This window comes from Rhodococcus sp. 7Tela_A2 (assembly GCF_049311045.1).
Classification (GTDB): Bacteria; Actinomycetota; Actinomycetes; order Mycobacteriales; family Mycobacteriaceae; genus Rhodococcus.
In genome coordinates, this window is the sequence record NZ_JAXION010000020.1 from 1 (window position 1) to 25,604 (window position 25,604).

Consider the following 25,604-nt stretch of genomic DNA (forward strand, 5'->3'; position numbering starts at 1 on the left):
ATACGTATTCGAGCCGAAGGTCGTCAGGATTGAGGACGAACGGCCTTACCGATAGGGACCTTCGGCGAAGGTGAACGGGTAACACGACGCGGGGGCCCGGGGGGGGGGGCCCCCCCCCGGGGGGCCCGATTGCTCGGGTTCGACTCTCAGGCCGCGCAGGCGTGCGTCCGCGAAAGCACCGCGGGTGACTGCACGACGACCCTGCGCAGGAAGTCGACGACGATCTGCGGCGACGGCGCCGCGCCCGGAGCGGCTACATCGCACAGGGTCCGATATGTCTCGACCGTCATGACGGGAACGACGCGGAAGTGCGTCGACATCGTGAAGGTGATGTCGAGGTCGCGGTCGGGGACCCGAAGCTTCAACTCCGGGCCGTGCGCGCCCACGAGTACGCAGACGTCGACCGTTGCTCCTGCTGCGAGGTATTCGAACGAGGCGGAATGCACGTGGTTGTGTGCCATTTGCCGGTAGAGCGGCCGCAGCCCACCGAGAACCAGCGGCGGCAGCGCGACCGTGCGGGATTGCTCGGCGCTGAACATGCGATCTCTCCTTCGGTAACCGGCTCACCGAACCAGCCGGTCTTTACTGTAAAAAACCCAATATTGGAACTATCCCAGAAAAGGCACGGGGGTGCAACCGTCGGCCCGCGCCGGCCGAACGCGCGTCGACGTCACGACACCTTCTTCTTGAGGTAGTCGTGCGTCGCGTCGAAACGAGAGAGCATGTACTCCCCGACCGTGATGGGCGGGTAGATCGGCTCCGCCCCCTGTTCCACGCACGTGGGGATCGCCTCGATCACCGCATGAAAATCCGGGGCCACGAAGTACGGCAGTGAATACCGGTCCTTCCCAACGGGGTTGAGCACCCGGTGGCGGGTCGACACGTATCGGTGATTGGTCCACCGCGCGATCATGTCGCCGAGGTTGACGATGAGCGCATCCGGTGGGGTGACGACATCGATCCATCCTCCCCCGCGCGCCGCGACCTGCAGCCCCCCGACATCGTCCTGTGCGAGCAGCGTCAGGGACCCGTAGTCGGTGTGGGCTCCCGCGCCGGGCGCGGTGTCCCCCTCCGGGACCGGTGGGTAGTGCAGCATGCGCAGGGAGGCGATGGGATCGGTGAACATGGGCTCGAACGCCTCGCGGGTCAGGCCGAGGGCGAGGGCGAGTCCGTGCATGAGGTGCGTGTTGATCTCGAGGCAGGCGTGCGCGTACTCGTCGGCGACGCTCTTGAATTCGGGCATGAGTGCGGCCGGCCACTGCGCCGGCCCGTGCAACGGTGTGCCCGCGACGACCTCCGGGTGGTCGGGGCCACGGTCGTAGGTGATGTCGAGCGCTTCCTTGGCATCGGCTCCGATCGCCGCGTCGAGAGTCTCGGCCTTCGGCGGGACGTATCCGCTGTGGCACGGCGACTTCGCGATAGAGATCTCCATCTTCTCCTCGAACGGCAACGAGAAGAACCGGCGCGCCTGCTCCATCGTCTCGGCGCGGAGTCCCGGCTCGAGGCCGTGTCCTGTCACGACGAAGAACCCGAGGTCGGTGCACGCGGCGTCGAGCGCGCGAACGACCGTGTGCGGGTCGCTTCCGTCACGTAGCGGCCGGAGGTCGATGACGGGCAGTGCGTCCATGGGTGCTCCTGGAAAGAGGGTCGGCAAGTGATCGCTATCAGTTAATTCCTGCGATGCTGCCGTGCCGTCTCGTTCCGGTGAGGTGCGTGTTACGACGGTTCCCGCGGCGCGCCCACGCACAGCACCACCCGCGCGCGTTCCACTCCCCGGTGCTCCCACTGCATTTCGGTGCCGGCGACGGCGAACAGGCAGTCCCCTTCTTCGAGGACGACGGATTCACGGTCCCGCATTCGCACTTCGAGGCAACCATCGGTGATCACGACTACGAGGTCGTCCGGGCGGCGAAACCACCCGCTGACATCGTCCTCGGGGGCGATGACGTACTGGTACACCTCGCCGATCGCTCCGTTGCCCTGTGCCATCCACGTCGTCGGGGTGGTCGGGGCCCCGGTCACAACCTGCGCGACGCGCCGTTCCGCCCGCACCACCAGCACGTCTCCTTCCGGTGCCGCGTCGAGAAAGTGCGACGGCGAGCACTCCAACGCATCTGCGATCTTGTACAGCGTCGCCAGCGACGGCACGTTGAGTCCTCGCTCGACCTGACTCAGGAACGCCTGGCTGATCCCGGCGCGCGTCGCCAGCGTCCGAGCGCTGAGTCCCGCCTGTCTGCGGGCAATGCGAACAGCCCGTCCGACCCGGGCAACCCGATCGTGTTCCTCCGGTATCACATCTCCCCCTCCACGTCGCAGGTTCCGCACAAACGAAACCGAACCCCGAACCCCGAAACACAAACGTCACGGATCGGACATGGTCTCTCAACCCGGACCCTGGATCGTCTCGCCTTAACAAATAGCGAATTACTCGGAAGGTCACACCGAATGGTGACACCAGCTTCAACATCCCGCATCACGACCGCACCGGCGGCCGAACTCTCCGGCGCCGACGACGGCGTCGTGATGCAGGGCATCGCGCGGTCGTTCGGAGACAACATCGTCCTCCGCGACGTCTCGCTGCACATTCGGCCCGGTGAGGTCTACGCACTCCTCGGCGAGAACGGTGCCGGCAAGTCCACGCTGATGCGGATCCTCACCGGCCTGCTGCCTCCGGATGCGGGCACCATCACCGTCGACGACCTCACGCTCGACGCCGGAGGCAGCGACCGAATCGCTATGGTGCACCAGCATTTCATGCTGGTCCCGTCGATGACGGTTGCCGAGAACTTCCTCCTGGGGCGCTCGCGGGGAGTTGTCGGCCGAGGACGGCTGCGCCGCACGTGTGACGAGATCTCGGCGCTGGCAGCCGAAACCGGGCTTGCCTGCGACCCGTCGGCACGCGTCGACACTCTGTCGGTGGGCGAGCAACAGCGCGTCGAGATCCTGCGCGCCCTGCACCTCGGCGCCCGCTATCTCCTGCTCGACGAACCGACCGCGAATCTCGCTCCCGCGGAGGTACATTCACTGCTGGCACAGATTCGCGATCTGGCGGTCGAGCGGGGTGTCGGAATCGTGCTCATCACGCATCACCTCGAAGAAGTGCTCGAAGCGGCAGACCGGGTGGGTGTGCTCCGCGGCGGACGGCTGGTCGCGGAGAAACCGGTCGCAGAGGTCACCACCGCCGAACTCGCCCGCGACATGGTCGGACGCGACGTCGGTCTCGGCATTCGCCGCGCCGCTGCGGAACCGTCCGGAGGACGCATGCTCGAACTCGTCGGGGTCTCGGTGCCCGGAAAGCTGGACGAGGTGACCCTGCGGGTCGGGGCCGGGCAACTCGTCGCGGTGGCCGGTGTCGAGGGCAACGGGCAGTCCTCGCTCGAGGACGTCCTCTCCGGCCTCGCTGCCGATGCGTCCGGTGCGGTGCGCATCGCCGACCGGGAGGTCGACATCTCGAGTCCGCGCTTTCTCCGCGATGCCGGGGTCGGCATCGTTCCCTCCGACCGCTACACCCGCGGCCTGGTGAAATCGCTCGGCATCGACACGAATCTCGCGGTCGACAGTTACACCACCCCTCCCCTCGCGCGGCGCGGGGGCCGACTGTCCCGCAGCGCCATCCGTGAACGCGCCGAACGCATCATCGCTGCCCTGTCGGTGAAGGCCTCGAGCCCCCGCACGCTCGCGGGCACGCTCTCCGGCGGCCACGCCCAGCGTGTGGTGCTCGGCCGGGTTCTCGACGGCGCTCCCGCCGTGCTGGTCGTGGCCCAGCCGACACGCGGTCTCGACGTCGGCGCAACGGAATTCGTGTGGGACACCCTCGTCGAACACCGGGCGCGTGGTGCCGCGATCCTGCTGATCTCCTCCGACCTCGACGAGATCTGCAGTCTCGCAGACCGTGTCGTCGTCCTGTATCGCGGCCGCATCGTCGCGGAATTCGACGAGGGCCCGTTCGACCGCGAGGCTCTCGGTTCCGCGATGGGCGGATTCCAGGAAGTGGCGGCATGAGCACCGGCATGCTGAGTCCGCCGGTGGCGGCACCGCCCCCGGACCCGGCGACACGCTCGCGACTGCGCAGCCTCCTGACCACGGTGGGGATCCCCTTCCTGGCAGTGGCCGTGGGACTCGCCGTCGGTGCGGTGCTCATCGTTCTCGCCGGCGGCAACCCCGGTGAGGCCTACGCCACGATGCTGAACGCCGCACTCGGCGGCGACACCCAACTCGGACGCTTGCTCACCGGCATGACACCGCTGGTGCTCATAGGCCTCGGCTACGCGATCGCCTACCGCACCGGGTTCATCACGATCGGCGCCCAGGGCCATTACGACGTGGGAGCCATCACCGCTGCCGCAGTGGTTCTCAGCCTTCCGCTCGGCACCTCCTGGGTTGCGATCCCCGTCGTCGCCGTGACCGCCGCCGTTGCCGGCGCCTGCGTCGGCGGTATCGCCGGCGTCCTGAAGGCGCGACTGGGCGTGAACGAGATCATCTCCTCGCTCATGCTCAACTACCTCGTCTTCTATGCTCTGGCCTGGACTGTCCGCAAACCTCTCGCCAACCCCAACGGCTTCACTCCCGAGTCCGAACGCATCCCGGACTGGGCGGCCCTGGCGACCATTCCGGGCACGCGGATCCACATCGGCGTGTTCGTCGCTGTCGCAGCGGTCCCGCTGGTCTGGTGGCTGATGCGCTCGACCCGGTTCGGATTCTCGTCTCAGATCGTCGGTGAGAGCCCCAGCGTGGCTGCGGCAAACGGCATCTCGGTTGCCCGGACCATCGTCACCTCGGCGCTGATCAGCGGTGCGCTCGGTGGTATCGCCGGAGCGATCATGTTGCTCGGCAGCGAGTTCCGCCTGTCGCTCGCCGTCTCCTCTGGCATCGGATTCACCGCGATCGTGGTGGCCCTGCTCGGACGGCGGAACCCGTTCGGCATCGTCCTTGCGGCGGCCCTGGTCTCGGGGCTGACCCTCGGTAGCCAGGCCGTGCAGCGCACCCAGGAGATCCCGGCCTCGATCGGCACCGTCGTGCAGGCCGTGATGATCCTGACGGTGCTGCTCGCCAATCGAATCGTGGAGCGTGCCCGATGAACTGGTCCGACGTCCTGGGCGCCGGAGCGCTCGTCCCCCTGCTCACGGCCGCGCTGCGCCTCGCGGTGCCCATCATCCTCGCTGCTGCGGGAGCCTGCCTGGCCGAACGTTCCGGCCTCATGAACCTGGGTATCGAAGGCCAGATGATGGTCGGTGCCGTCACGGCATTCGTGACCGTCTACTACACCGGAAACCCTCTGTTCGGGGCCGTCACCGGCGCTGTCGCCGGCCTCCTGACCGCTGCGATCGTCGGCTACCTGACGATCACGATGGCAGTCGACCAGATCATCACCGGAATCTCGGTGGTCATCCTCGGGACCGGACTCGCGTCGTTCCTCTACCTCCAGGTCTTCGGGATGACCGGCACACCCCCGCGCATTCAGGGCAGCACGCCCGTCGACCTGCCCGTGCTCTCGGACATTCCCGCGATCGGCCAGATCGTCTTCTCCCAGTCGCCCCTCGTCTACGCGGCACTGCTGCTGGTGGTGGCGCTGTGGTGGGTGCTCTCGCGCACCGCGTTCGGACTGTCCGTGCGCGCGGCGGGAGAGAGTCCCGAGGCTGCCGATTCGGTCGGCGTCTCGGTTCCCCGCACCCGCTGGATCACCCTTCTGATCTCCGGCGCAACAGCGGGCATGGCCGGCGCTCTCGTGATCGACGGACTCGGCTTCTTCCAGGACGGCATCACCGGCGGCCGAGGCTGGATCGCCCTCGGTGTGGTGATCCTGGCCAGGTGGAACCCGCTCGGCGCCATCGCCGGCGGCTTCATGTTCGGCCTCGTCGATGCCTTCCAGTTGCGCGTGCAAGCAGCGTCCGGTGGTCAAGCGACCTCGGTGCCGTACGAACTGTTCCAGGCGATGCCGTATGCGGTAACCCTCGTCGCCGTTGTCGTGACCACCGTGGGTTTCGCCCGCAACAACGCACCCAAGGCACTCGGCGTTCCCTTCGTTCCTGCCAGATAACTACCCCCCCCCCCGAGACAGGCTCGTGTACACGAGTCTCCGTTCCCCTAGGAGAAACACGTGAAGAAACTGGGTACCGCTGTTGCGGTGATCGCCGCGGCCGGAGTCGCCGTTTCCGGATGCTCGTCGAGTTCGGAGTCCGGAGCATCGTCGTCGTCCGACGGCGTCGTCAAAGCCGCCATCATCACCTCAGGCCCGGTCAACGACCTCGGGTGGAACCAGGGCATGGTGGAAGGCGCCGAGAAACTCGAAGCCGAGGGACTCATCGATCTGACCGTGGTGCAGCAGGATTCGGGCGCCACCTCCGAACAGATCGCCCAGATCGTGACCGACCTCGCCGAGGACGGCCACGACCTCGTCGTGGGACACTCGTTCAACTACGGCGAGCCGATCAAGGGTGTCATCGCGGACTACCCAGACGTGTTGTTCGCCTACGCCGGCGGGTTCGGTGACATCACTGCCAACCTCGCCGACTACAGCCAACCGTTCTACGAGGGCTCCTTCCTGTCGGGCATTCTCGCCGGTGACCTGACGAAGTCCGGAATTCTGGCCGGCACAGCCGGTTTCGAGATCCCGGTGTGCAAGGCGCAGATCGAGTCGTTCGCCGACGGTGCTCGCCTGAGCTACAAGGGACCGGGTGAAATCCAGCTCCGGCCGTCCTACATCGGCGGATGGTCCGACGCTGCGGCCCAGACCCTCGAGGCTGTCAACGCGCTCGTCGACCAGGGCGCCGATCAGTTCACCACGTGCGGCGTGGACGCGGCCACGATCGAAGGTGCCAAGCAGCGCGGCGTGGGTGTCGCCGGTTACGCGATGGACCAGACGCCGCTCGCCCCCGAGAACGTCGTGTCCTCGATCGTGTGGAATCTCGACGAGGTCCTCCGCGCGATGGTGGCAGACGTCGAGTCGGGCAACATCGATCCCGCCAAGTACTACGACGTGGACTTCGCGGAGGGCGGCGTCGACGTCGCGGTGAACCCTGCGTTCGCCGACAAGATCTCCCCCGAGGCGATGGCGCTCTTCGAGGAGTACCGGGAGAAGATCAAGTCCGGCGAGTTCGAGGTCGAATACAAGGGCGGAGCGTAACCCGATGACGGTGACCCTCGAGGCAGTGCGGGCGCTGCCCAAGATCGAACTGCACCGCCACCTCGAGGGCACCGTCCGCCCCGACACGGTGCACGCACTCGCCGCAGCCAACGGCACGCCGCTGCCCGTGGACGACATGCGCACGCTCTACACGTACCGCGACCTGCGGCACTTCCTGGACGTGTACGACACGGTATGCAGCACACTCGTCTCCGCCGCGGACTTCCACCGCATCGCGTACGAATCGGTGCTCGACGCAGCAGCGACGGGAATCGTCTACACCGAAATGTTCTTCACCCCGCACGTCCACCTCTCGCGTGGAGTGCCCGCGGCCCACGTGTGGGACGGGATCACCGCGGGGTTGCGAGACGGAATCGCCGACACCGGAATCGGCGTCCGGATGATCATGGACTGCACCAAGTTTCTCGGCCCCGCACTCGCGCAGATCGAACTCGATCTGTTCACCTCACTGCCCGATCCCGACGGATTCCTCGTCGGGATCGGCGGTGACGGTATCGAAGCCGGCGTCGATGACGCCGCGTTGGCTCCGGTATTCGCCGAGGCCGCGCGGCGCGGGTTGCGCCGGACCTACCACGCCGGAGAGTTCAGCGCCCGAAGTGTCGCCGACGCGGTCCGGGTCCTCGGCTGCGAACGCGTCGATCACGGTCCGCTCGTGGTCGAGGATCCTGCGCTGGCTGCAGAGGCAGCGGACCGCGGCATCGTCTTCACGCTGTGCCCGAGTTCGGACGTCCTGATATCCCAGGTCTACCCGTCGGTGCGTGACCACTCCCTCCCGCGCATGCTCGAGGCCGGGCTGCACGTCACCGTCAACAGCGACGACCCCGCGATGCTGGGCCGCGATATCAGCGACGAGTACGTCACGGTCGTCGAAGAAGGACTGGTGACGCCGGAACAGTTGTGCGACATCGCGATCGGCTCCGTCGACGCCTGCTGGCTACCGGACGACGACAAGGCCGCGCTCCGCGCACGACTCGGTGCCGCCTGGGGCACCGCGTTCTAGCCGACCCCGTCGGGGCGTGGCCGTGCGCCGTTCAGGAACAACTCCGTGATCCGGCGTGCAACGGCAGCTCCGCCGGACTCCGTCGCGCGTGCGAGGTGAAGGAAGGCGTTCATCAAGAACTCGGGTTCCCCGGTGAGTTCGTTCCTGTCGACGGCGTCGGCAAACAGGGCGACCACCGGGTCGAGGACTTTGCGGACATAGAGTCCGGAAATCTCCTCGCGGGTCGTCTCGCCCACCTGGTCGAGGGCGTCGTAGATCCGTTGCTCGAACGTGATCGTGGACCGGTGGTGCTCGGAGGAGACAACGGCGAGCGCGGTCAGACGATCGTCCAACGGTCCGTCGCTTCCGAGCGCCTCCAGGATGTGCACGTGGAGACCTTCGATGAACTCTTGCGCCACTGCCCGGTAGAGGTCTTCCTTCCCACCGGGAAAGTGGTGGTAGATCGAGGGTTTGCGGATCCCGACGTCGTCGGCCACCCCCACGAGCGAGATGCCGGAGTAACCGGTCGCGGCGAGTTGGTCGGCGAACGCCCTCATGATCTGCGTCCGGGTATCGGTTCCGTCGATCATCGGTTCCTCCGGGCATGGTTCGACGACAGGACACAGGCAAGTGCACCCGCTACCAGGAGCGTAACGAGCACGGCGGTCGCGAGGGGCGCCGCCTCGAGGGCGGCTCCGCTTTCCAGATGGCGCGCGGTCTCCACGAGGTAGGTGATCGGGTCGATGGTGGCGACCGCACGCATCCACCCGGAAAGCTGTTCGACGGGAGCGAAGAATCCCGTGAAGAACGACATGCCGAACACTACGAGGGTGACCAGGTTGATGCTCGATGTCGAGGCTCCGCGCACGGCGAGTGCCACCGTGAACAATGCCACCGCGAGGCCGAGAACGAGCATGAGACCGAGCATGGCAACCACTCCCGGCAGCGCCCCCGGGCGGTAACCGACCAGTACGGCGCCTGCGACGGTCACGACCTGCTGGAATGCGACAACGATGAGGGTCGCGACGAGTGTCCCCGCGAGAAAAGGCGCGGACGTTCCGTGCGCCATGCGGAGCCGGTCGAGATATCCGCTCGACACGTCCTGATGGACCAGGGTGCCCGCCGCTCCGGCACCGGTCGCGACTCCGGTGACGAGAATCAGTGGCAGGAGAAAGGCGATGAAGCTACCGCCGGGCAGATAGGTCTCTCCGACGGTGCTCAACTGACCGGTGTAGACGAGCAGGAAGAACAGCGATTGTGCAAGGGGGCTGACCAACAACGCCGGGGAACGCAGCAGCGTCCGGAGCGAGCGGATCGTCGCTGCCGTGACGACCGTGATCGGGATGGCGGCCGGGGTGTGAACGGGAGATGTTGCAGTGGAGATCATTCGTGTCCTTCGAGCAGAGAAGCCGACGTGTCAGCGAGATGCGAGTGCAACGAACACATCGTCGAGAGATGGTTCCGACAGCCTGATTTCACGTACCGCTCCCGCCATGGCACCGATGTCTTCCAGGGCGGTCTCGAGCACGTTCGAATCCTCCGGCAAAGCGAGGCGAACGAGGTCTTCCGCTCGAGGCTCCGCCTGAAATGCCGTACGAGACTTAGTGATCAGGTGCTGCGCGGCGGCCCGGTTCGCCAATCCGAGAGTGAGAGTGCGCTCACCGACCCGTCGTTTGAGAGTGTCGGGCGTGTCGTGCGCGACGACACGGCCCTCCCGGAGCACCACGATGTCCGTGGCGAGGACCTCCGCTTCGTGCAGGTCCTGCGTCGAGATCAGAAGAGTGCGGTTCGGGTCGCTGTCGTTCAGTCGCGTCAACTCGTTCCAGAAATCCAGACGGGCGAGTGGGTCCAGTCCGGTTGTCGGTTCGTCGAGAACGATGACGGGCGGTTCGCCTATCAGCGCGACCGCCAGATCGACCTTGCGCCGGGTGCCGCCCGACAGCTGCGCGATTCGTTTGCGGCTGTGTTCTCCGAGGCCGAACAGTTCGACGAGTTCGCGCGCGCGTTCGCGTGCGCCTCGCCGGCCCATTCCGAGCGCGAAGCCCTGGAACTCGAAGATCTCCGTCGGGGTGGCAAGGGGATCGAGCGCATTCGACTGGGGTGTGAGTCCGATCGAACGTCGTGCGTCCCGCAGGTGTTCGCGGGAGTCGTGGCCTTCGATGCGAACACTTCCCGAGGTCGGGGTACGGATAGTCGCGATGATCTCCAGCAGGGTGGACTTTCCTGCGCCGTTGGGGCCGAGGACGATCGTGCGACTACCGCGGGCAACATCGACCGACACGTCGTCGAGGACGACGCGGTCACCGTAGGACTTGGTCAGGGCGTGGATTTCGATCGCGGGTGAAGTAGGCACGAAACCAGGCTACCTACCGGAAGGTAGGGCAGCAAACAAGCGGCCCCTGCAACCGAAACCGGGCAGTGCCGTCCTACCGCGACCCCACTGACACGGTTGCTGCAGGTAGCACGGCCGAACACCACTCCACGAGTGCCCGCGCAAGCTCGGTGCGCGCGGACAACTGGGGGGCATGGTCGGTGTCCAGGCTCACGACCGTCGCTCCCGGAACGAGCCGCTGCATCTCCCTCTGCGCGGCGAGTGGGACCGAACGGTCGCGTAGCGCCTCGATGTACAGCCTCGGCAGCGATCCGAATCGATCCGCCGTCCAGATGGGCGCCATGAGCCGCGCAGCCTCGAGTTGCGGACGCAGTCTGCGCGCCGCCTCCATCGCATCGACGGCGTCGGCCTCGTGAAAGAAGACTGCGGCAGCGGCTTCGGGCGGCACCACGGTTCCGCGACCGTCGGCCGTGACCTGCAACCACTTCGAAATCCCCACCGGCGGTTCGAGTCCCAGACCGTCGCACAACTGCCCGAAGTCGACGCCGGACGGCAGCATCATTCCCGCCACGTACGCGACTCCGGCGACACGGTCGGGCATCATCTCCGCGACCTGTGTCGCAACGATGCCACCACCGGAGTGCCCGACGACGAACACGGTGCCTTCGAGTCCGGCCACGTACTCGGCGACGTGTCCGGCAACGTCGTCGAGCGTGACATCGCGGTCGGCCCACCGGCCCACCCCGGGCAGCGACAACGCGTGCGGTGTATGCCCTGCCGCGGTCAGTGGTTCCGTCACCGTGTCCCAGACCCAGCTACCCGCCCACGCCCCGTGAACGAGGACGACATGGCTCACGATCGGTTCTCCCCCGCTGCGGCGAGCACCCGCGCCGCTTCCCGCTCTGCCGCGGTGTTCTTCGTGCCGTGCCGGGAGCCGGCAAGCTTCGCCTTGATGTGGTCCCGCACGACGACGGGTTCGTACGGATCGGGACCCGCATACTCCGGCAAGGTGGAGACGACCGCGTCGACGTTGCCGTCGTGGAAGTAGGCCACCGAACGACGACGCTGAATGCGACCGTCCACGACGGGAGGCTTGACCCGATGCAACGTGGACATCCAGTGATCGTCGGTGATGCGGGCGGTGAGGTCGCCGAGATTGACGAGCAGCGCTCCCGGCGACGGGGACACGTCGTGCCAGATGCCGTCGCTGCCCAGCACCTGCAAACCCGCAACCCGATCGGCCCACAGCACGGTGACGATCCCGAAGTCGGTGTGCTCCCCCATGCCCGTGAGGTCGCCGTCGAGGTTCACGGTGCCTTCGGGCAGGGCGTAGTTGTTCATCCGCAGCACGTCGATCGAGTGATCGGTCAGGTCGGCGAAGAAGTCCGGTGATTGGCCGAGCGCGTCGGCGAAGATGCGCGTGAGGGTGCGGGCGACCCGGCCGGCCTCGGCGTAGTACGCCTGCACCCGGTCTTCGAAGCCGGGCACGTCGGGCCAGAGGTTGAGTCCGTAGTCGTCTTCGGACAGGTCCAGGTCCGGGAAGGACCGGGCTTCGGTTCCGACGTTGTATGCCTCGAAGAAGTCGTTCATGCGACTCGCGGACTCGACACCGAGGCTCAGGCTGAGCGACTCGCTTTTCGGCGGGCTGTAGCCGCGGTTCGCTCCTTCGACCCGATACTCGCGCTTGACCTCCATCGAGAGACCGAAGAAGTCGTCGACGGCGGAGGTGAGTCCGGCGATCGCCGTCTCCGGAATGCCGTGGCCGAGGATCTGGATGAAGCCGACCCGCGAGCATGCATCGTCGACCGCTCGGGCGACGGCGGCACGCTCGTCGGCGCTGCCACCCCTCACATACGGGTCGATGTCGACGGCGGGAACCTCGAACGGCTCAGACGGTTGCGGGCTCACGTACCACTCCTACGGGTGAAGGAAGATCGGCCGAGGTCTCGGGGGCCGGCGTACCAGGGCCGGACGCGGCACGTGCCATGCGCCCGAGCCGCGTGTGGTTGAAGAGTAGGTTCAACGAGAAGGCGGTGATGGCAGCCAGGGTGATACCGCTGCCGAGCAGGATCTGCGCTGCGGACGGGAACCTGCTGAATAGTCCTTCGGATAGTTCGGGCAGCAGACCCACGCCGACCGCGACCGCGGCGATGGTGGAGTTGATGCGGTCGGACAGGTCCACCGACCGCAAGGTGTTGATGCCGACCAGGGCGACGGTCGCGAACAGGATCAGCCCGACACCGCCGACCACGGGCTTCGGCAGGCCCGCGACGACCGCACTCACCTTCGGCAGCGCGCCGAGAACCACCAGGATCGCTCCCGACGTCGCGGTCACGTAGCGGCTGTACACCCGTGTGGTGGCGACGGCACCGACGTTCTGGGTGAAGACGGTATCGACGAAGGCGTTGAAGATACCGCCGAGCACGGCAGATGCGCCGTCGCCGACGAGGCCGCGTGCGATGTCCCCCTTCGACACTCGTTTGCCGGTGATCTCGCTGACGGCGAGCATGCTCGCGGTGGACTCGGCGAACACGACCGCCATGACGATGCTCATCGCGACGACTGCGGTGATCGGGAATTCGGGCGCCCCGAAGTGGAACGGTGACGGCAGGCCCACCCAGGACGAGCCTGCGACGCCGCTGAGGTCGATCATTCCCAGCGGTACGGCGGCCGCTGTACCGACGACGAGCGCTATCAGCACACCGAGTTGGGCCCAGATGCCGCGGCCGAGACAGAGAAATCCGATGGCGACGGCCATGACCAGGACGGCGAGCAGAATGCCCGCGGGCGAACCGTACGACGGAGCAGAGGGATCGCTGCCGACGATCAGCCCACCGGCGACACCGATCAGTGAGATCCCGACGACAGTGAGCACGGCACCGGTCACGAGAGGCGGGAAGAACCGGATGATCGTGGCGAACGGCCAGGCCAGTGCGAGACCGATGATGCCGCCGACCAGCATGGAACCGTAGACCGCCTGAAGCCCGTATTCCTCGGCGATCAGGATCATCGGAGTGAGACCCGCAAAGGTGGCGCCACAGACGATCGGAAGCCGCACGCCGGCGAGTTTCCCCACCCCGAGGCTCTGCACGATGGTGATGAGACCGGCGATGAGTAGATCAGCGCTGATGAGCATCGCGATGGTGTCGCTGTCGAGTCCGACCGCCGCGCCGAACACGAGCGGGACGGTGATGCAACCGGTGTACATGATGAGGACGTGCTGGATACCGAAGGCAAGTTGCCGGAAGAACGGCAGTCTCGTGTCTACGGGGTGCGGTGAGGTCATCTGCTCGCTCCCAATTCGTATGCGGGGCTGTATACGCTGCCGGATACATCCTGGGGCCCGAAGTTTTCCGGCTCGAGTCCTCATGTTTCGCGTAGGTAAGGACAATCTCACCGCGGAAATACCGGCCCGACGCTCGGGCACGACGAACAGTGTCCGGCCGCGGAGAGTGTTCATCGACAGCTGAACCCGGAACGCACGGGCGGTCGTGGGAGCAGAATGACGCCATGGATCCGAAGCAGGACTCGGTCGTCCATCTGGCCGCCGCCCGCGCCACGCGCACGTCCCGGCGGCCCGAGCCGCGCGCCAAGGCGCCGCAACCTGCACTGCTCCGGCAGATCTACGGCGAGATCCTGCGTGACGAGCGCCGCGACCAGGATCGCAGCCTCGACGATGTCGCCCGTGCCGTCGGAATGTCGAAGCAGTACCTGTCGGAGGTCGAGCGCGGCCGCAAAGAAGCGTCATCGGAGATCCTTCGGTCGGTGTGTGACGCGCTGGAACTGCCGATAGAGCAGTTGCTCGGCCGTGGGATCCGCCGGATGACCGCACACCGCACGCTCCGGGCGCCCCGGAGCGGCGGCATCGAACTGTGCGCGGCGTGAGCTAGAAGCCGTCCCGCTCGAGCAGGACGTGATCGGCCAGCCCGTACGACACGGCCTCCTCGGGCGAGAAGATGCGGTCGCGGTCGGTGTCTCGGCGCAGTTGCTCCACGTCGCGTCCGGTATGCGCGGCAAGGATGTTCTCGGTCTGCGCCCGCACGCGCATCACTTCTGCGGCTTGCAGTGCGAGATCGGAGATGGTGCCCTGCCCTTGCGCCGACGGTTGGTGCAGCAGCACCCGGGAGTGGGCGAGCACGTGCCGTCGTCCCGGTGCACCGGCCGCGAGAAGCACCGCCGCCGCCGAAGCCGCCTGGCCCATGCAGTACGTGGCGACGCGTGCCCGCACGAACTTCATGGTGTCGTAGATCGCGAGCATCGCGGTCGACGATCCGCCCGGAGAATTGATGTAGAGGCCGATCTCGAGATCGGGGGTCTCGGCTTCGAGATGCAGCAGCTGTGCCATCACGACGTTGGCGACACCGTCGTCGATTTCGGTTCCCAGAAAGACGATTCGCTCGTTGAGGAGCCGGCTGAAGACATCGAACGAGCGTTCCCCCGCCGGCGTGCGTTCGATGACGCTGGGGATCGTGTAGGTGCTCATGACAGCCCGATCGGTCGGCCCGCGCCGAACGGCGCGAGTTCGGCGAACGACGCGGCGACGGCGTCGATGATCCCGTACTCACGTGCCTGATCCGGGGTGAACCAGCGGTCCCGGTCGCTGTCCCGCTCGATCTCCTCCACGGATCGGCCGGTGGCCTCCGCGAGAATCTGCTGCGACTGGCGCTTCATGTATTCGAGGTTCTCGGCCTGGATCTCGATATCGACGGCAGTGCCCGCAAATCCGGCCGACGGCTGGTGCATCATGATGCGGCTGTGCGCCAGTGCACTCCGTTTGCCCTTGGTTCCGGCAGCCAGCAGGACCTGGCCCATGCTGGCGGCGAAGCCCACGGCGACGGTTGCCACGTCGTTGGGCACGAGCATCATCGTGTCGTAGATCGCCAGCCCGGCGTGCACGGACCCGCCGGGTGAGTTGATGTGCAGGACGATGTCCCGGCGGTCGTCGGCGGAGGCAAGGAGGACCAGCTCCGAGCAGACACGCTCGGTCGTCTCGTCGTTCACTTCGCCGGTGATCTGCACGATGCGCTGACGGAGGAGCCTGTCGGCGAGCTGGTCGCGGTAGTTGGTCGGTGGGGGCGGTGGAATGGTCATGGATCCACCTTCGCCGGATCCGGCACCGCGGCAGCGCCTTTGTCCGCTCACGGCAGACGAGCACCGGGGCAACCCTATTCGAGAACGGTTCCGGCCTTTTCGGGAAGTGTGATCGCCGCACATGCCGCCACGACGAACGACGCCGCGAATACACCGAACACCAATGCGTTGCCGCCGGAGTCGAGCAACAGGGGCACGAGCAGCGGCGCGACGATCGATGCGAGTCGCCCGAATGCGGCCGCCGAACCTGTGCCCGAGCCGCGGACCGATGTCGGATACAGCTCCGGGCCGATCGCATACAGTGCGCCCCACGCACCGAGGTTGAAGAATGACAGCGCCATCCCTGCCGCGATGACGGTCCCCGGCGTCTCGGCGAGACCGAACATTGCCGCCGCCACTGCGGAACCGGCGAGGAAGGTCGCGAGGGTTGCGCGCCGTCCCCACACCTCGATCAGCCATGCGGCCACGGCGTAGCCGGGCAACTGCGCCAGCGTGATGATCAGTGTGTAGCCGAACGAGGTCACGAGGTCGAACCCTTGGGCGACCAGCAGGCTCGGCAACCAGATGAACGCACCGTAGTACGACAGATTGATGCCGAACCAGACGATCCACAGCGCGCCGGTGCGCGCGCGGAGGTTCGGAGCCCAGATCGAGACCCGGCCGGTATCCGCCGGCGCGGCGGGTTCGCCGCAGCCCGGCGGCGCCGAGACTTCTGGATCCCGGGTGGTGGTGGCGCGGCCGGCCGACTCTTCGTAGTCACGGACGATCGCTTCGGCTTCGTCGTATCGACCCTTGCTCTCGAGAAACCGCACCGATTCGGGCATCCCGAACCGGACGACGAGCGCATACGCTGCGGGCACGAGGCCGACAGCGAGCGCCCACCTCCACCCGTCGTCGTTCAGCGGCACGACGAAGTACCCGATCAGCGCCGCGAGAAGCCAGCCCACGGCCCAGAACGCTTCGAGAGCGACGACCACCCGGCCGCGGATCTTGCGGGGCGCGAATTCGCTGACGAGTGTGGAGGCGACCGGAAGTTCGGCGCCCAGCCCCAGACCCACGACGAACCGGAGGGCGATGAGCATCGCCACCGAGGTCGACAGCGCCGCCGCGCCGGTCGCGAGCCCGTACACGAGCAGAGTCGTAGCGAACACCTGACGACGGCCGATCCGGTCGGCGAGCAGTCCACCCACCGACGCACCGATGGCCATCCCGGCGAAGCCGATCGACCCGATCCAGGACAACTGCGTCGACGACAGATCCCACTGCACCGCGAGCGCGGCCATGACGAACGAGATCAGGCCGACATCCATCGCGTCGAGCGCCCAGCCGGTGCCGGAACCGGCGAGGAGACGGCCGTGCCTGCCGGTGAACGGCAAATCATCCAGGCGCTGCGTGCGTGTGGGCATAACCGCGAAAATTACACGGCACCGCGCCGGGCAGGCACGGTCGGGCACCTACGGGGTCTCATCCCCGCGCTGCGGCCTCGAGCGTCGGCACGTCGATCTTCCGCATCGTCAGCAACGCGTCGGTCACGCGTTGGGCCGCGGCCCGGTCTGAGGAGCCGAGCAGTTCGTCGAGCCGCTGCGGCACGACCTGCCAGGACAATCCGTACTTGTCCGAGAGCCAGCCACACTGCGACTCTTTTCCGCCGTCGGCGGTCAGGGCGGTCCAATAGTGGTCCACTTCGTCTTGGGAAGCACAGTCGATCTGGAAGGACACCCCCTCGTTGAAGGGGAACTGTGGGCCGCCGTTGAGCCCGTAGAACACCTGGCCGTCGAGGACGAACTCCACGGACATCACCGTGCCCTCGGGCACCGGAGCCCCTTCCCCGTAGTACGTGATCTCTCCGACCCGCGAGTTGGGGAACACCGTCGTATAGAACTGTGCGGCGTCCTCGGCATTCATGTCGAACCACAACCACGGCGTGATCTTGGGCATGGTGTTTCCTTCCCGGACGGTCTGTCTTCGGTGTCGACGGTGGTCCGCTGTGGCCACCATTCATGGAGTACGACCCGGAACGGCGACGGAAATCATCACCGGAGTCACAACAATGTTTCTTTCGTGATCATCAGGATGTGGATTCATGCATCCGGTGGGGTATGCCTGCTGCGTGCAGTTGCCCAAGAGTGCCTCCGAATCAGCCGGCTTCGCAGTGTGTACGCAGGGGAAACCCGGTGTGCCGGCAGCCGGACCGCTGTCCGCCGCCCGAGTGGGTCTCCGATGCTGACGGACAGCAACGGCACTGCATCCTTCGCGTCCGGGGGGATCTTCTTCAGGGGTGTCCGCGCCGATCCCGCCTACATCTCGGATCTCCGTCGTGCCGTGCGGCAATGGCTCGAGCAGCTCGATGTCGACGACGACCGCAAGCACGATGTCGTGCTGGCAAGCTACGAAGCCTTGGCCAACGCGGTGGAACACGCATACGACCCCGGTGACGCGTCCGCTTCCCTCGACTTCGAGGCGACATATCTGCCCCTCGATCATGTTCTCGAGGTCCGGGTTGCAGACCACGGTTGCTGGCACGACGCCGACGGGTCCCCCAGCTCGCGAGGCCACGGTCTTGCCTTGATACGCGGTCTTGCGACCGACGTGGTCATCACCCCGAGCCCGCAGGGCACGCACGTCACCATCCACTGGTCGCTGTAGCGCGGGTCTCGTCACCGCGACGTCCGGTCGGCCTCGGTGGGAAGTGTTTGCGCCCAGTCGAGCTCGGGTATATCGGCCGGTACTGCGCCACTGCCGACCCGCCGGCGGGCCCGATCCTACGAGGTGTCCATGTCCACCGATGCGCTCGTCATCCTGAAGAACGACCACAAGGAGATCCGGAAGTTGTTCCGCGATTTCCGTAGCGCCGGCGACAACGCGGTCAAGACCAAATCCGCGATCGTCGACAAGATCATCACAGCGTTGACGGTCCACACCTACATCGAGAACGAGGTGCTGTATCCGCGGGTTCGTGACCTCGTCCCCGACCTCGAGGACGACGTCCTCGAGTCGTACGAAGAACACCACGTCGCCGATGTGCTCATCTCCGAACTCGCTGCGATGTCGCCCGACGACGAACGTTTCGATGCCAAGACCACCGTGCTGATCGAGAACGTCGAGCACCACATCGAGGAAGAAGAGGACGAGTGGTTCCCGCAGGTACGCGAGAGCCTCGGCCGTAAGACGTTGCAGGAGATCGGGGCGGAACTTCTCGATTGCAAGGAGAAGGCGCCCACATCACCCGCGCAGCCGTCGGCACTGAAGAAGGCCGTGGACGCGGTCGCCTCCTAGAGCAGTCGTCTCCTGGCACGCGGCGCGCGGACCGTATCCCGTCCGGTCACGGCATCTGCATGTCCGACAACGACATCGGCATCATGAAGTCTGCGACGGGCTCGCGCACCCACCACGCTCCGGTCGCCCTGCGCTCCGTTCGAGTGGCGTAGCGGTACCGGAACAGCCGCGCCCGGACACGAACCGGCGGTTGATCAGGGAACGGGTTGTGCCGCAGCAGCTTCAGAGTATCCCGATCGTTTTCGAGTAGCTTGCGCACGAAGCGGGGAAACCAGACGGCGGCGTAGTCCCGCGAGATCGCGGCGAACCACATCAGCCAGTCGAGGCGGAGGTGGTACGGAGCGTATTGGCGGGGCCGCCGCCGCACATCCCCCGGTTTTCCCTTGAACTCGTACTCCCGCCATTCGGTAGCGGGCGTGTCCACCCGGTCCGCCGTCCCCTCCACGATCACCTCACGGCGGGTCCGGGTGATACTCCCGAAGGCCCCGTAGGCGTTGACGAAATGCCATTGATTGAACGATGCGTTCATCGCTTGCCGCTTCGACGCGAGGTTCCGGGCCGGGCGGTAACTGAGCACCACCGTCACCACCGTCAGGGCCACCACCGCCACCGTGAACGGGAGCGGGGTCGGCCGGTAATCCGTTTCCACGGGGATGAACCGGGCGTAGAACTCGTCCGGCAGTACGGAGAACGCCAGGACGATGGTGATCCAGTTGAGCCAGGCGAAGTTGCCGCTGGCCACCAGCCACAACTGGGTCAGGATCATCACCGCGGCCGCGATTCCGGCCACAGGCTGCGGGAGGAACAGCGCGAACGGAACCACCAGTTGCGTGACGTGATTTCCGGCCACCTCGACCTTGTGCACGGGCCGGGGCAGCAGATGGAACCAGCGGCTCAGCGGTCCGGGCATCGGCTGTGTCTCGTGGTGGTAGTACAGGCAGGTCAGGTCGCGCCAGCACGGATCGCCCCTCATCTTGATCAGCCCGGCCCCGAACTCCACCCGGAACAGCACCCAGCGCATGAGGATCAGCACGAGAAACGGCGGTGCGACGTCGGCGTTGCCGAGAAAGATCGCCAGGACACCCGCCTCGAGCAGCAACGACTCCCAGCCGAACGAATACCACGCCTGGCCGACGTTGACGATGGAGAGATAGAGCGCCCACATCACGAACCAGACGCCCATGCACACGACCAACGGCATCCGCTCGGTGAACCCCACGAGCGTGAGCGTCGCGAGAATCGCGCCGACCGTGGCGAGGGTCGCGAAGAGACGGTCGGAGTACCGGACGTGGAACAGACTCGGCGAACTCCTGAAACTGCGTGCGGCGAGGTAGGCGGGCACCGGAAGCAGTCCTCGCGAACCGATCAGCGCCCGGAACTGCAGAAGTGCGGCAAGGAACGCGACCAGGTACAGCGCGGCGAGCCCGCGGGTGACCAGAAGCCGCCCGATCGTGTAACCGTCCGCCGCCGCCCACTCCATCACGTCAGCCCGTGTCCGCTCCGCTGTCCCCGTCCACCTGTACGAGCATGGCACCGCCGGAGCCGGGCGGGACGACTACGCCGGGATTTCCCGACGTAGACCGCTCGCTCGCAGCACCTGCCGTGCCACGCCGGCGCGTACCGATTCCTCGGTACCGATGACCCGGACGTGGACGCGAGCCCGGGTGATCGCGGTATAGAGCAGTTCCCGGGTGAGGAGCGCGGACTTCGCTTCGGGCAACACCACCGACACCGTGCCGTACTGACTGCCCTGGCTGCGGTGAATCGTCATCGCATAGACCGTGTTCACGGCGGACAACTGGCTGGGGTGCAGCAGATAGGGCTCCTCCCCCCGCGCGAAAGCCGCGACGAGTTCGTCTCCGCGCCGGACGACCACGCCGGTGTCACCGTTGTAGATGCGCATGTCGTGGTCGTTCGCCGTGACGAGCAACGGCTGTCCGGGATACCAGCGTTCCGGATCGAGATAGCGTCCGGTGGCGGCCCCGATCCATTCGGTGGCCTGGCGCGCCCACCGTTTCACGCCCGCCGGGCCGTCGCGGTGCGCACACAGCAACCGATGGCTCTCGAACCGCTCGAGTGCTGCGGCGCCGTCGCCGCGCTCTGCTGCCGCCGTCACCTCCTCGGCCGACCGGACCACATCGGCCCGGAGTGCGGTGAGATCCGACGGGCTCACGAACGACACCTCGGGGCTGCCGCTCCCGAGGATCTGCATGACCTTGTCGCCGTCGCCCTGCCGGACCGCTGTCGCCAACTCTGCGATTGCGCCGCCGAAGCGTCGTCCCCGGCTCAGACGCACCACACCGCCGCGCAACCGTGCGTGTTCCCTGACGCTCAGCCCGCGCTCCGCCAGATCTCCGGGGGCGGCAAGATCGCGCGGGACGGCGAGGTCGTGCGGGACCGCACGCTCGAACACCGGGTTGAGCGTGCCGGTGATGGGCCGGCCGACCAGGTCGGCGAGCACCGCACCGGCATCGACGGACGCGAGCTGATCGGGATCGCCCACCAGCACCAGCCGCGTGTCGGGACGTACCGCTTCGAGCAGGCGGCACATCATCGTCAGCGACACCATCGACGTCTCGTCGACCACGATCACGTCGTACGGCAGGTGGTTGCCGCCGTGATAGCGGAAGCGGGTGCGGCCGCGTTGCCATCCGAGCATCCGGTGCAGGGTCATCGCCGTGAGGTCCGGAGGAAGTTTCAGCTCGGTTTCCTGCTCGCGCACCGATTCCTGCAGGCGGGCCGCGGCCTTTCCGGTGGGAGCGGCGAGGCCGATTCGCAGGTCGCGCCCGTGGAGTGTGGTGAGCAACGCGAGGATGCGTGCGACCGTGTGGGTCTTGCCTGTGCCCGGGCCACCCGCGATCACCGTCGTCAGATGGGTGGCCGCGAGCGCGGCGGCGATACGCTGCCGGTCGGGGGCAGGAGCGGGAAGCGACGGGTCCGCCTGGTCCCGGAACAGGTTCGTGAGAGCGGAACGGAGTTGCTCCTCGTCGACCTCGGGGAAGCGGCCTTCACGCTCGGCCAGGACCCGCCGGATCGTTTGCTCCTGCCGGAAGTAGCGGTCGAGGTACAGCAGCGGCCCGTCGGCGGTCTCGACCAGACGCAGTGGACGCAGTGCGCCCGGGCCGCCGCCCACGACGAGCGGGCTGCGGCGCAGGGCGGCGAGGACGTCCTCGTCTCGCGGCCACGGGAGGTCTTCGGGAGCGACCAGGGGGTTCCCGTTTTCGTCCTCCTCCACGGTGACATCACGCAGGCGGGTCAGGTCGAGGCATACGGAACCGGCACGCACCGCGCGGACCGCGAGTGCGGTAGCGAGATGCACGTCTGTGTCCGTTTCCCCGCCGAGGGTGGCGAGACGCACGGCGACGTGCACGTCCGCGGCAGCGAGGGCGCCCGCCTCGTTGAACGTCCGGAGGGCGCCTTTGCCGCGCTGGGCTATTCGCGCATCTGTCACGACACGGCCTTTCCGGCGAGCAGGTCCGACAGATCGGTGACGAGGGCGGCCGGAGGCTGCCAGTCGAAGACACCGCTGCCGGGTGGGCTTTCCGGGCCGGCCATCCCCCGGACGAACAGGTACTGCACCCCGCCGAGATGCACCTCGGGGTCGTATCCCGGCAGACGCCAGCGCAGGTATCGATGCAGTGCCACCGCGTACAGCAGGGCTTGCATCGGGTAGTGCGCACGGATCATCTCGGCGGCCATCGCCTCACGGGTGTAGTGCGCGGTGGTCAGTTCGTCGACCCGAGCGAGACGGTTGGTCTTGTAATCCACTATGACGAAACGGGATTCGGAGGTGCGCAATACCGCGTCGATACTGCCGGTGAGGTAGCCCCGCAGCGGCACCGGCTCGAGGTGTCGCACCGCATCGGCATACGGCAGCATCGGATCACCGGGGGCGAGGTGCCGGCGCATCAGGCTCGCCACGCCCTCGAGCGTGACCGTGATCGGCGCCGGGGTGTCACCGCCGGTCAACGGCAATTCGAAATCCAGTTCCGCGAGCCTGTCGGCGGGACGGAAGTCGGCGAGGGTCCGGCCGAGCGGGCCGAGCGGGGTGCGCAGCACCGGGAGCAACGCGCCGGCCAGTTCGTCGGCGTCGATCTGCGACAACCGTTGCGCGACGACCTCCCGGCAGCAGGCACGAAGTTCGGCTTCCAGGTCGGCAGCCGAGGTATCGACGACTTCGAGCACCGCGTGCACGAGGGTGCCGAACACCGTGCCGCCGGGGAGATGGTTCATCGGGGACGGAATACCCGCGGCCGTTGCCCCGGTGGCCGTGTCCGCGGCGACGAGCGGAGCCTCTTCCGGCTCGTCGTCCTTCTCCGGTTGTTCCACCTCGCTGCCCACGCCCGGCTCGTCGTGCGCCGCGGCGGTGAGCGCCGAATAGGATGTACGACGCCATGTTTCGTCGATCACCCGGTCGAACTTCGCCGCGGCGAGGCGGCCGTATTCTTCCCGGGGCGCCGACCAGGTGAGGTGGGGAATCGGGAACTGTCCCACGGGTTCGACGGCGATCAGTCCGCCCGCCGGGGCAGCCCACCTGTGGAACTCCTCCGCCATCGCTTCGTCGTGGGGCACTCGACCCTCCGCGGCCAACTCCGGTGAGCCCGGTTCGCGGGCGAACAGCAACCGGTGCAGCGGTGAGCGCGACGTGGGAGTCGACGGCGCCCAGGAGAGCGTGAGCTGACATTTCGCCCGGGTGACCGCGACATACAGCAGTCGCAGTTCTTCACCGGCCTCTTCCTCGTCGTGCGTGCGCTTGCGTTCCGCGTAGCCGGGACTGCCTTTGCCGCCCACGTCGAGGATGCGACGTCCGTTCTCGTGGAGCAGGAGTCTGTCGGGCTCGGGATTCTTCGCGGCGTCCCAGCCGTACGGAACGTAGACGACCGGGAACTCCAGGCCCTTGCTGCCGTGCACGGTCAGGATCTGCACGGCCGCGGCGTCGCTGTCGAGACGCCGGATGCGGTCGGCCGACCCGCCGTCGGGGTCGTTGATCCTGTCTTCGAGCCACCGCGTCAGTGCCGCGAGACCGAGTGATTGACCGGCCGCCGCATGTTCGAGCAACTGTGCGACGTGCCGTAGGTCGGTGAGCCGGCGTTCGCCCGACGGCTCCTCGAGCAGTCGCGCCTCGAGCGCACCGTACGCTCCGATGCGTTCGAATACCGCGGAGAAACCCGATCGGATGTACACCGCGGACAACTCGCGCAACAAGCCGCCGATTTCGGCGACCAGTTCGTCGCCGCGTTCGTCGACGTCGGACACGGTGCGCCCGAGCAGCGGGGTCAGTGCCGCGAGCCGGACGCGATCGGCCCGGTGCGGCTGCTCCAGCGCGTAGAGCACCCACAACCACTCCCTGGCCGCCGAGGTGGAGAACACACTCGCCCCCCCGGCCAGTACGCACGGCACGCCGGCGGCCACGAGTGCGTCGTGAACGAGGGACACCTGCTTGTGCTTGCGCAGCAACACCGCGATGTGAGCCGGCTCGACACGCTCCGGACCACGGCCGAGATCGACTGTGACGTCGTCGTTGTCGAGGATCTTGACGATATCTGCCGCGACATCCTGGGCGACACGCGCCCGGAGCCCGTCCAGGTTCCTGGGGAATCCCCAGTCGTTGAGGGGGCCCGCGCCGGCACGCGGCAGATGCCTCAGCCGTATCGGGGCGAGACCGGTCATCCGGGATCTGGGTTGTGCGGCATCGACGCGGTTCGCGACGATTCGCGGATCTCCCAGCGCCGCACCGCCGTACACGTACTCGCACGCTGCCACCAGGTCGGCGTCGCTGCGCCAGTTGGTGGTCAGCTCGCAATGCGCGTCCGACGAGGACACTGCGTCGAGGTAACTCAGTACTTCCGCGCCGCGGAAGGCATAGATCGCCTGCTTGGGGTCGCCCACGAGCACGAGCCGGCAGTGCCCGTGGAACGCCCGCCGCAGGATCTCCCATTGCTTGGGGTCGGTGTCCTGGAACTCGTCGATCAACACGACACCGAACCGGTCGCGCACACGGCGACACGCGTCCTCGCCGTGGTCGGGGTCGAGCAGAACGCGGTGCAGGAGAGCGAGTTGGTCGTCGAAGTCACGCAACCCCATACGCCGTTTACGGTGCTCGACCTCGCTCCGCACCTCGCGCGCGAAGTCCACCCGCTCGCCCGCGGGAGTGCCGTCGGCGCCCTCGGGAGCCAGTTCGGATTGGGGATCGAAGATCGCGGCGCGTGCTGCGGTCTTCGCCTCCGCAAAACGGATCGGTGCCTCGCTCCGCCCGTAGCGGCGCAGGTACAGATCGGTGACCACCTCGGCGGTGAGGTCGTCGACGTTCTCGACCACCGTGACGTCCGGCTCGCGTTCACCGGCGATACCCAGTTCACCGAGCATCCTCTGACAGAATCCGTGCGTGGTGGAGATGGTGCCCGCGTCGAAATCCGACAACGCCTGACGCAGTCGCGCGCGGCGGTCGTGGACGTCGTCGGCGGCGAGGTAGCGGATCAGCGGATCGGCGCTCCCCCGGGCCGTGTCCGGGTCCGCGAGAGCAGTCGCCACCTCCGCAAACCGGTTACGGGTACGTTCGCGCAGTTCCTGGGTTGCGGCACGGCTGAAGGTCACCAGCAGAAGCTGGGACAGGTCGACCACACCCTCGGCCACGAAACGCGTCGCGAGTCCGACGATGGCGTAGGTCTTGCCCGTACCGGCACTGGCTTCGAGGACGGTGGTGCCCTCGGGCAGGGGGGCGAGCAGATCGAAACTCGCGGTGGACACGCTCGATGTCGCCGACGACGATACGGACACGAGAT

The 25,604-nt window shown here is 67.0% G+C and carries 23 protein-coding genes and 2 pseudogenes; 9 read left to right on the forward strand and 16 right to left on the reverse strand.

Going from position 1 to position 25,604, the window contains the following annotated elements; all coding sequences use genetic code 11:
- Nucleotides 1–146: 146 nt before the first annotated feature.
- From TVH25_RS05935 to TVH25_RS05945, 3 genes are all read right to left on the reverse strand, one after another.
- The gene (locus TVH25_RS05935; protein WP_296551737.1) at nucleotides 147–539 is read right to left on the reverse strand and encodes a hypothetical protein; all 393 of its coding nucleotides are present in this window, start codon (nucleotides 537–539) and stop codon (nucleotides 147–149) included.
- Between the two features lie 131 nt (nucleotides 540–670).
- On the reverse strand, nucleotides 671–1,627 hold the full coding sequence (locus TVH25_RS05940; RefSeq protein ID WP_296551738.1) for an isopenicillin N synthase family dioxygenase: 957 nt from the start codon (nucleotides 1,625–1,627) through the stop codon (nucleotides 671–673).
- Nucleotides 1,628–1,716: 89 nt separating this feature from the next.
- Nucleotides 1,717–2,295, reverse strand: coding sequence for a helix-turn-helix domain-containing protein (locus TVH25_RS05945; RefSeq protein WP_422423576.1), 579 nt, complete (start codon nucleotides 2,293–2,295; stop codon nucleotides 1,717–1,719).
- Nucleotides 2,296–2,574: 279 nt separating this feature from the next.
- On the opposite strand from TVH25_RS05945, the pseudogene TVH25_RS05950 reads away from it, so the two are divergent.
- The 6 genes and pseudogenes from TVH25_RS05950 to add form a co-directional block, all read left to right on the forward strand.
- Nucleotides 2,575–2,985 (forward strand): annotated as a pseudogene (locus TVH25_RS05950) (ATP-binding cassette domain-containing protein); the annotation flags it as partial.
- 324 nt (nucleotides 2,986–3,309) lie between these two features.
- Nucleotides 3,310–4,002 (forward strand): annotated as a pseudogene (locus TVH25_RS05955) (ATP-binding cassette domain-containing protein); the annotation flags it as partial.
- On the forward strand, nucleotides 3,999–5,078 hold the full coding sequence (locus TVH25_RS05960) for an ABC transporter permease (protein ID WP_296551741.1): 1,080 nt from the start codon (nucleotides 3,999–4,001) through the stop codon (nucleotides 5,076–5,078). The pseudogene TVH25_RS05955 and the gene TVH25_RS05960, both read left to right, overlap by 4 nt.
- Nucleotides 5,075–6,037 carry an ABC transporter permease gene (locus TVH25_RS05965; protein ID WP_422423577.1) on the forward strand — a complete coding sequence of 321 codons (963 nt, stop codon included), beginning with the start codon at nucleotides 5,075–5,077 and terminating at the stop codon, nucleotides 6,035–6,037. Before TVH25_RS05960 ends, TVH25_RS05965 begins: the two co-directional genes overlap by 4 nt.
- 60 nt (nucleotides 6,038–6,097) lie before the next feature.
- Nucleotides 6,098–7,123 (forward strand): BMP family protein, encoded by a 1,026-nt coding sequence (locus TVH25_RS05970; protein ID WP_296551742.1) that lies wholly within the window; start codon nucleotides 6,098–6,100, stop codon nucleotides 7,121–7,123.
- A 4-nt stretch (nucleotides 7,124–7,127) separates the two neighbouring features.
- Entirely contained in the window at nucleotides 7,128–8,144 is a 1,017-nt protein-coding gene (add, locus tag TVH25_RS05975) for an adenosine deaminase (RefSeq protein WP_169652584.1), read from the forward strand.
- Here add and TVH25_RS05980 read toward each other — a convergent pair.
- The 6 genes from TVH25_RS05980 to TVH25_RS06005 form a co-directional block, all read right to left on the reverse strand.
- On the reverse strand, nucleotides 8,141–8,713 hold the full coding sequence (locus TVH25_RS05980; protein WP_169652583.1) for a TetR/AcrR family transcriptional regulator: 573 nt from the start codon (nucleotides 8,711–8,713) through the stop codon (nucleotides 8,141–8,143). The two genes, add and TVH25_RS05980, sit on opposite strands and share 4 nt — an antisense overlap.
- A complete protein-coding gene (locus tag TVH25_RS05985; protein ID WP_422423578.1) occupies nucleotides 8,710–9,510 on the reverse strand; it encodes an ABC transporter permease in 801 nt (266 codons plus the stop codon). The genes TVH25_RS05980 and TVH25_RS05985 overlap by 4 nt, the downstream gene beginning before the upstream one ends.
- A 30-nt stretch (nucleotides 9,511–9,540) precedes the next feature.
- Complete coding sequence (locus TVH25_RS05990; RefSeq protein WP_169621589.1) at nucleotides 9,541–10,476, reverse strand: ABC transporter ATP-binding protein; 936 nt, start codon at nucleotides 10,474–10,476, stop codon at nucleotides 9,541–9,543.
- A 73-nt stretch (nucleotides 10,477–10,549) separates the two neighbouring features.
- Nucleotides 10,550–11,311 carry an alpha/beta fold hydrolase gene (locus TVH25_RS05995; RefSeq protein WP_169621588.1) on the reverse strand — a complete coding sequence of 254 codons (762 nt, stop codon included), beginning with the start codon at nucleotides 11,309–11,311 and terminating at the stop codon, nucleotides 10,550–10,552.
- The gene (locus tag TVH25_RS06000; protein WP_169621587.1) at nucleotides 11,308–12,363 is read right to left on the reverse strand and encodes an isopenicillin N synthase family oxygenase; all 1,056 of its coding nucleotides are present in this window, start codon (nucleotides 12,361–12,363) and stop codon (nucleotides 11,308–11,310) included. The genes TVH25_RS05995 and TVH25_RS06000 overlap by 4 nt, the downstream gene beginning before the upstream one ends.
- The gene (locus tag TVH25_RS06005) at nucleotides 12,344–13,741 is read right to left on the reverse strand and encodes a uracil-xanthine permease family protein (protein WP_169652474.1); all 1,398 of its coding nucleotides are present in this window, start codon (nucleotides 13,739–13,741) and stop codon (nucleotides 12,344–12,346) included. Before TVH25_RS06005 ends, TVH25_RS06000 begins: the two co-directional genes overlap by 20 nt.
- A gap of 224 nt (nucleotides 13,742–13,965) precedes the next feature.
- Here TVH25_RS06005 and TVH25_RS06010 point away from each other — a divergent pair, with 224 nt between their 5' ends.
- The gene (locus tag TVH25_RS06010; protein ID WP_422423580.1) at nucleotides 13,966–14,340 is read left to right on the forward strand and encodes a helix-turn-helix domain-containing protein; all 375 of its coding nucleotides are present in this window, start codon (nucleotides 13,966–13,968) and stop codon (nucleotides 14,338–14,340) included.
- 1 nt (nucleotide 14,341) lies between these two features.
- On the opposite strand, the gene TVH25_RS06015 is transcribed toward TVH25_RS06010, so the two are convergent.
- The 4 genes from TVH25_RS06015 to TVH25_RS06030 all read right to left on the reverse strand — a co-directional run bounded on the left by TVH25_RS06015 (nucleotide 14,342) and on the right by TVH25_RS06030 (nucleotide 17,484).
- Nucleotides 14,342–14,938, reverse strand: a complete 597-nt coding sequence (locus tag TVH25_RS06015; protein WP_296549483.1) for an ATP-dependent Clp protease proteolytic subunit — start codon at nucleotides 14,936–14,938, stop codon at nucleotides 14,342–14,344.
- Nucleotides 14,935–15,546 carry a ClpP family protease gene (locus TVH25_RS06020; RefSeq protein WP_169621583.1) on the reverse strand — a complete coding sequence of 204 codons (612 nt, stop codon included), beginning with the start codon at nucleotides 15,544–15,546 and terminating at the stop codon, nucleotides 14,935–14,937. The genes TVH25_RS06015 and TVH25_RS06020 overlap by 4 nt, the downstream gene beginning before the upstream one ends.
- Nucleotides 15,547–15,620: 74 nt before the next feature.
- On the reverse strand, nucleotides 15,621–16,952 hold the full coding sequence (locus TVH25_RS06025) for an MFS transporter (protein WP_422423582.1): 1,332 nt from the start codon (nucleotides 16,950–16,952) through the stop codon (nucleotides 15,621–15,623).
- A gap of 58 nt (nucleotides 16,953–17,010) precedes the next feature.
- A complete protein-coding gene (locus tag TVH25_RS06030; protein ID WP_169621581.1) occupies nucleotides 17,011–17,484 on the reverse strand; it encodes a VOC family protein in 474 nt (157 codons plus the stop codon).
- Nucleotides 17,485–17,766: 282 nt separating this feature from the next.
- Here TVH25_RS06030 and TVH25_RS06035 point away from each other — a divergent pair, with 282 nt between their 5' ends.
- A complete protein-coding gene (locus TVH25_RS06035) occupies nucleotides 17,767–18,192 on the forward strand; it encodes an ATP-binding protein (RefSeq protein WP_169621580.1) in 426 nt (141 codons plus the stop codon).
- A gap of 129 nt (nucleotides 18,193–18,321) precedes the next feature.
- Nucleotides 18,322–18,822, forward strand: a complete 501-nt coding sequence (locus TVH25_RS06040) for a hemerythrin domain-containing protein (protein WP_422423583.1) — start codon at nucleotides 18,322–18,324, stop codon at nucleotides 18,820–18,822.
- A gap of 46 nt (nucleotides 18,823–18,868) precedes the next feature.
- Here the strand turns inward: TVH25_RS06040 and TVH25_RS06045 are convergent, their stop codons facing one another.
- The 3 genes from TVH25_RS06045 to TVH25_RS06055 all read right to left on the reverse strand — a co-directional run bounded on the left by TVH25_RS06045 (nucleotide 18,869) and on the right by TVH25_RS06055 (nucleotide 25,599).
- The gene (locus TVH25_RS06045; protein WP_422423601.1) at nucleotides 18,869–20,302 is read right to left on the reverse strand and encodes a lipase maturation factor family protein; all 1,434 of its coding nucleotides are present in this window, start codon (nucleotides 20,300–20,302) and stop codon (nucleotides 18,869–18,871) included.
- 75 nt (nucleotides 20,303–20,377) lie between these two features.
- Complete coding sequence (recD, locus tag TVH25_RS06050) at nucleotides 20,378–22,273, reverse strand: exodeoxyribonuclease V subunit alpha (protein WP_422423584.1); 1,896 nt, start codon at nucleotides 22,271–22,273, stop codon at nucleotides 20,378–20,380.
- On the reverse strand, nucleotides 22,270–25,599 hold the full coding sequence (locus TVH25_RS06055; protein ID WP_422423585.1) for a UvrD-helicase domain-containing protein: 3,330 nt from the start codon (nucleotides 25,597–25,599) through the stop codon (nucleotides 22,270–22,272). The genes recD and TVH25_RS06055 overlap by 4 nt, the downstream gene beginning before the upstream one ends.
- Nucleotides 25,600–25,604: the final 5 nt, after the last annotated feature.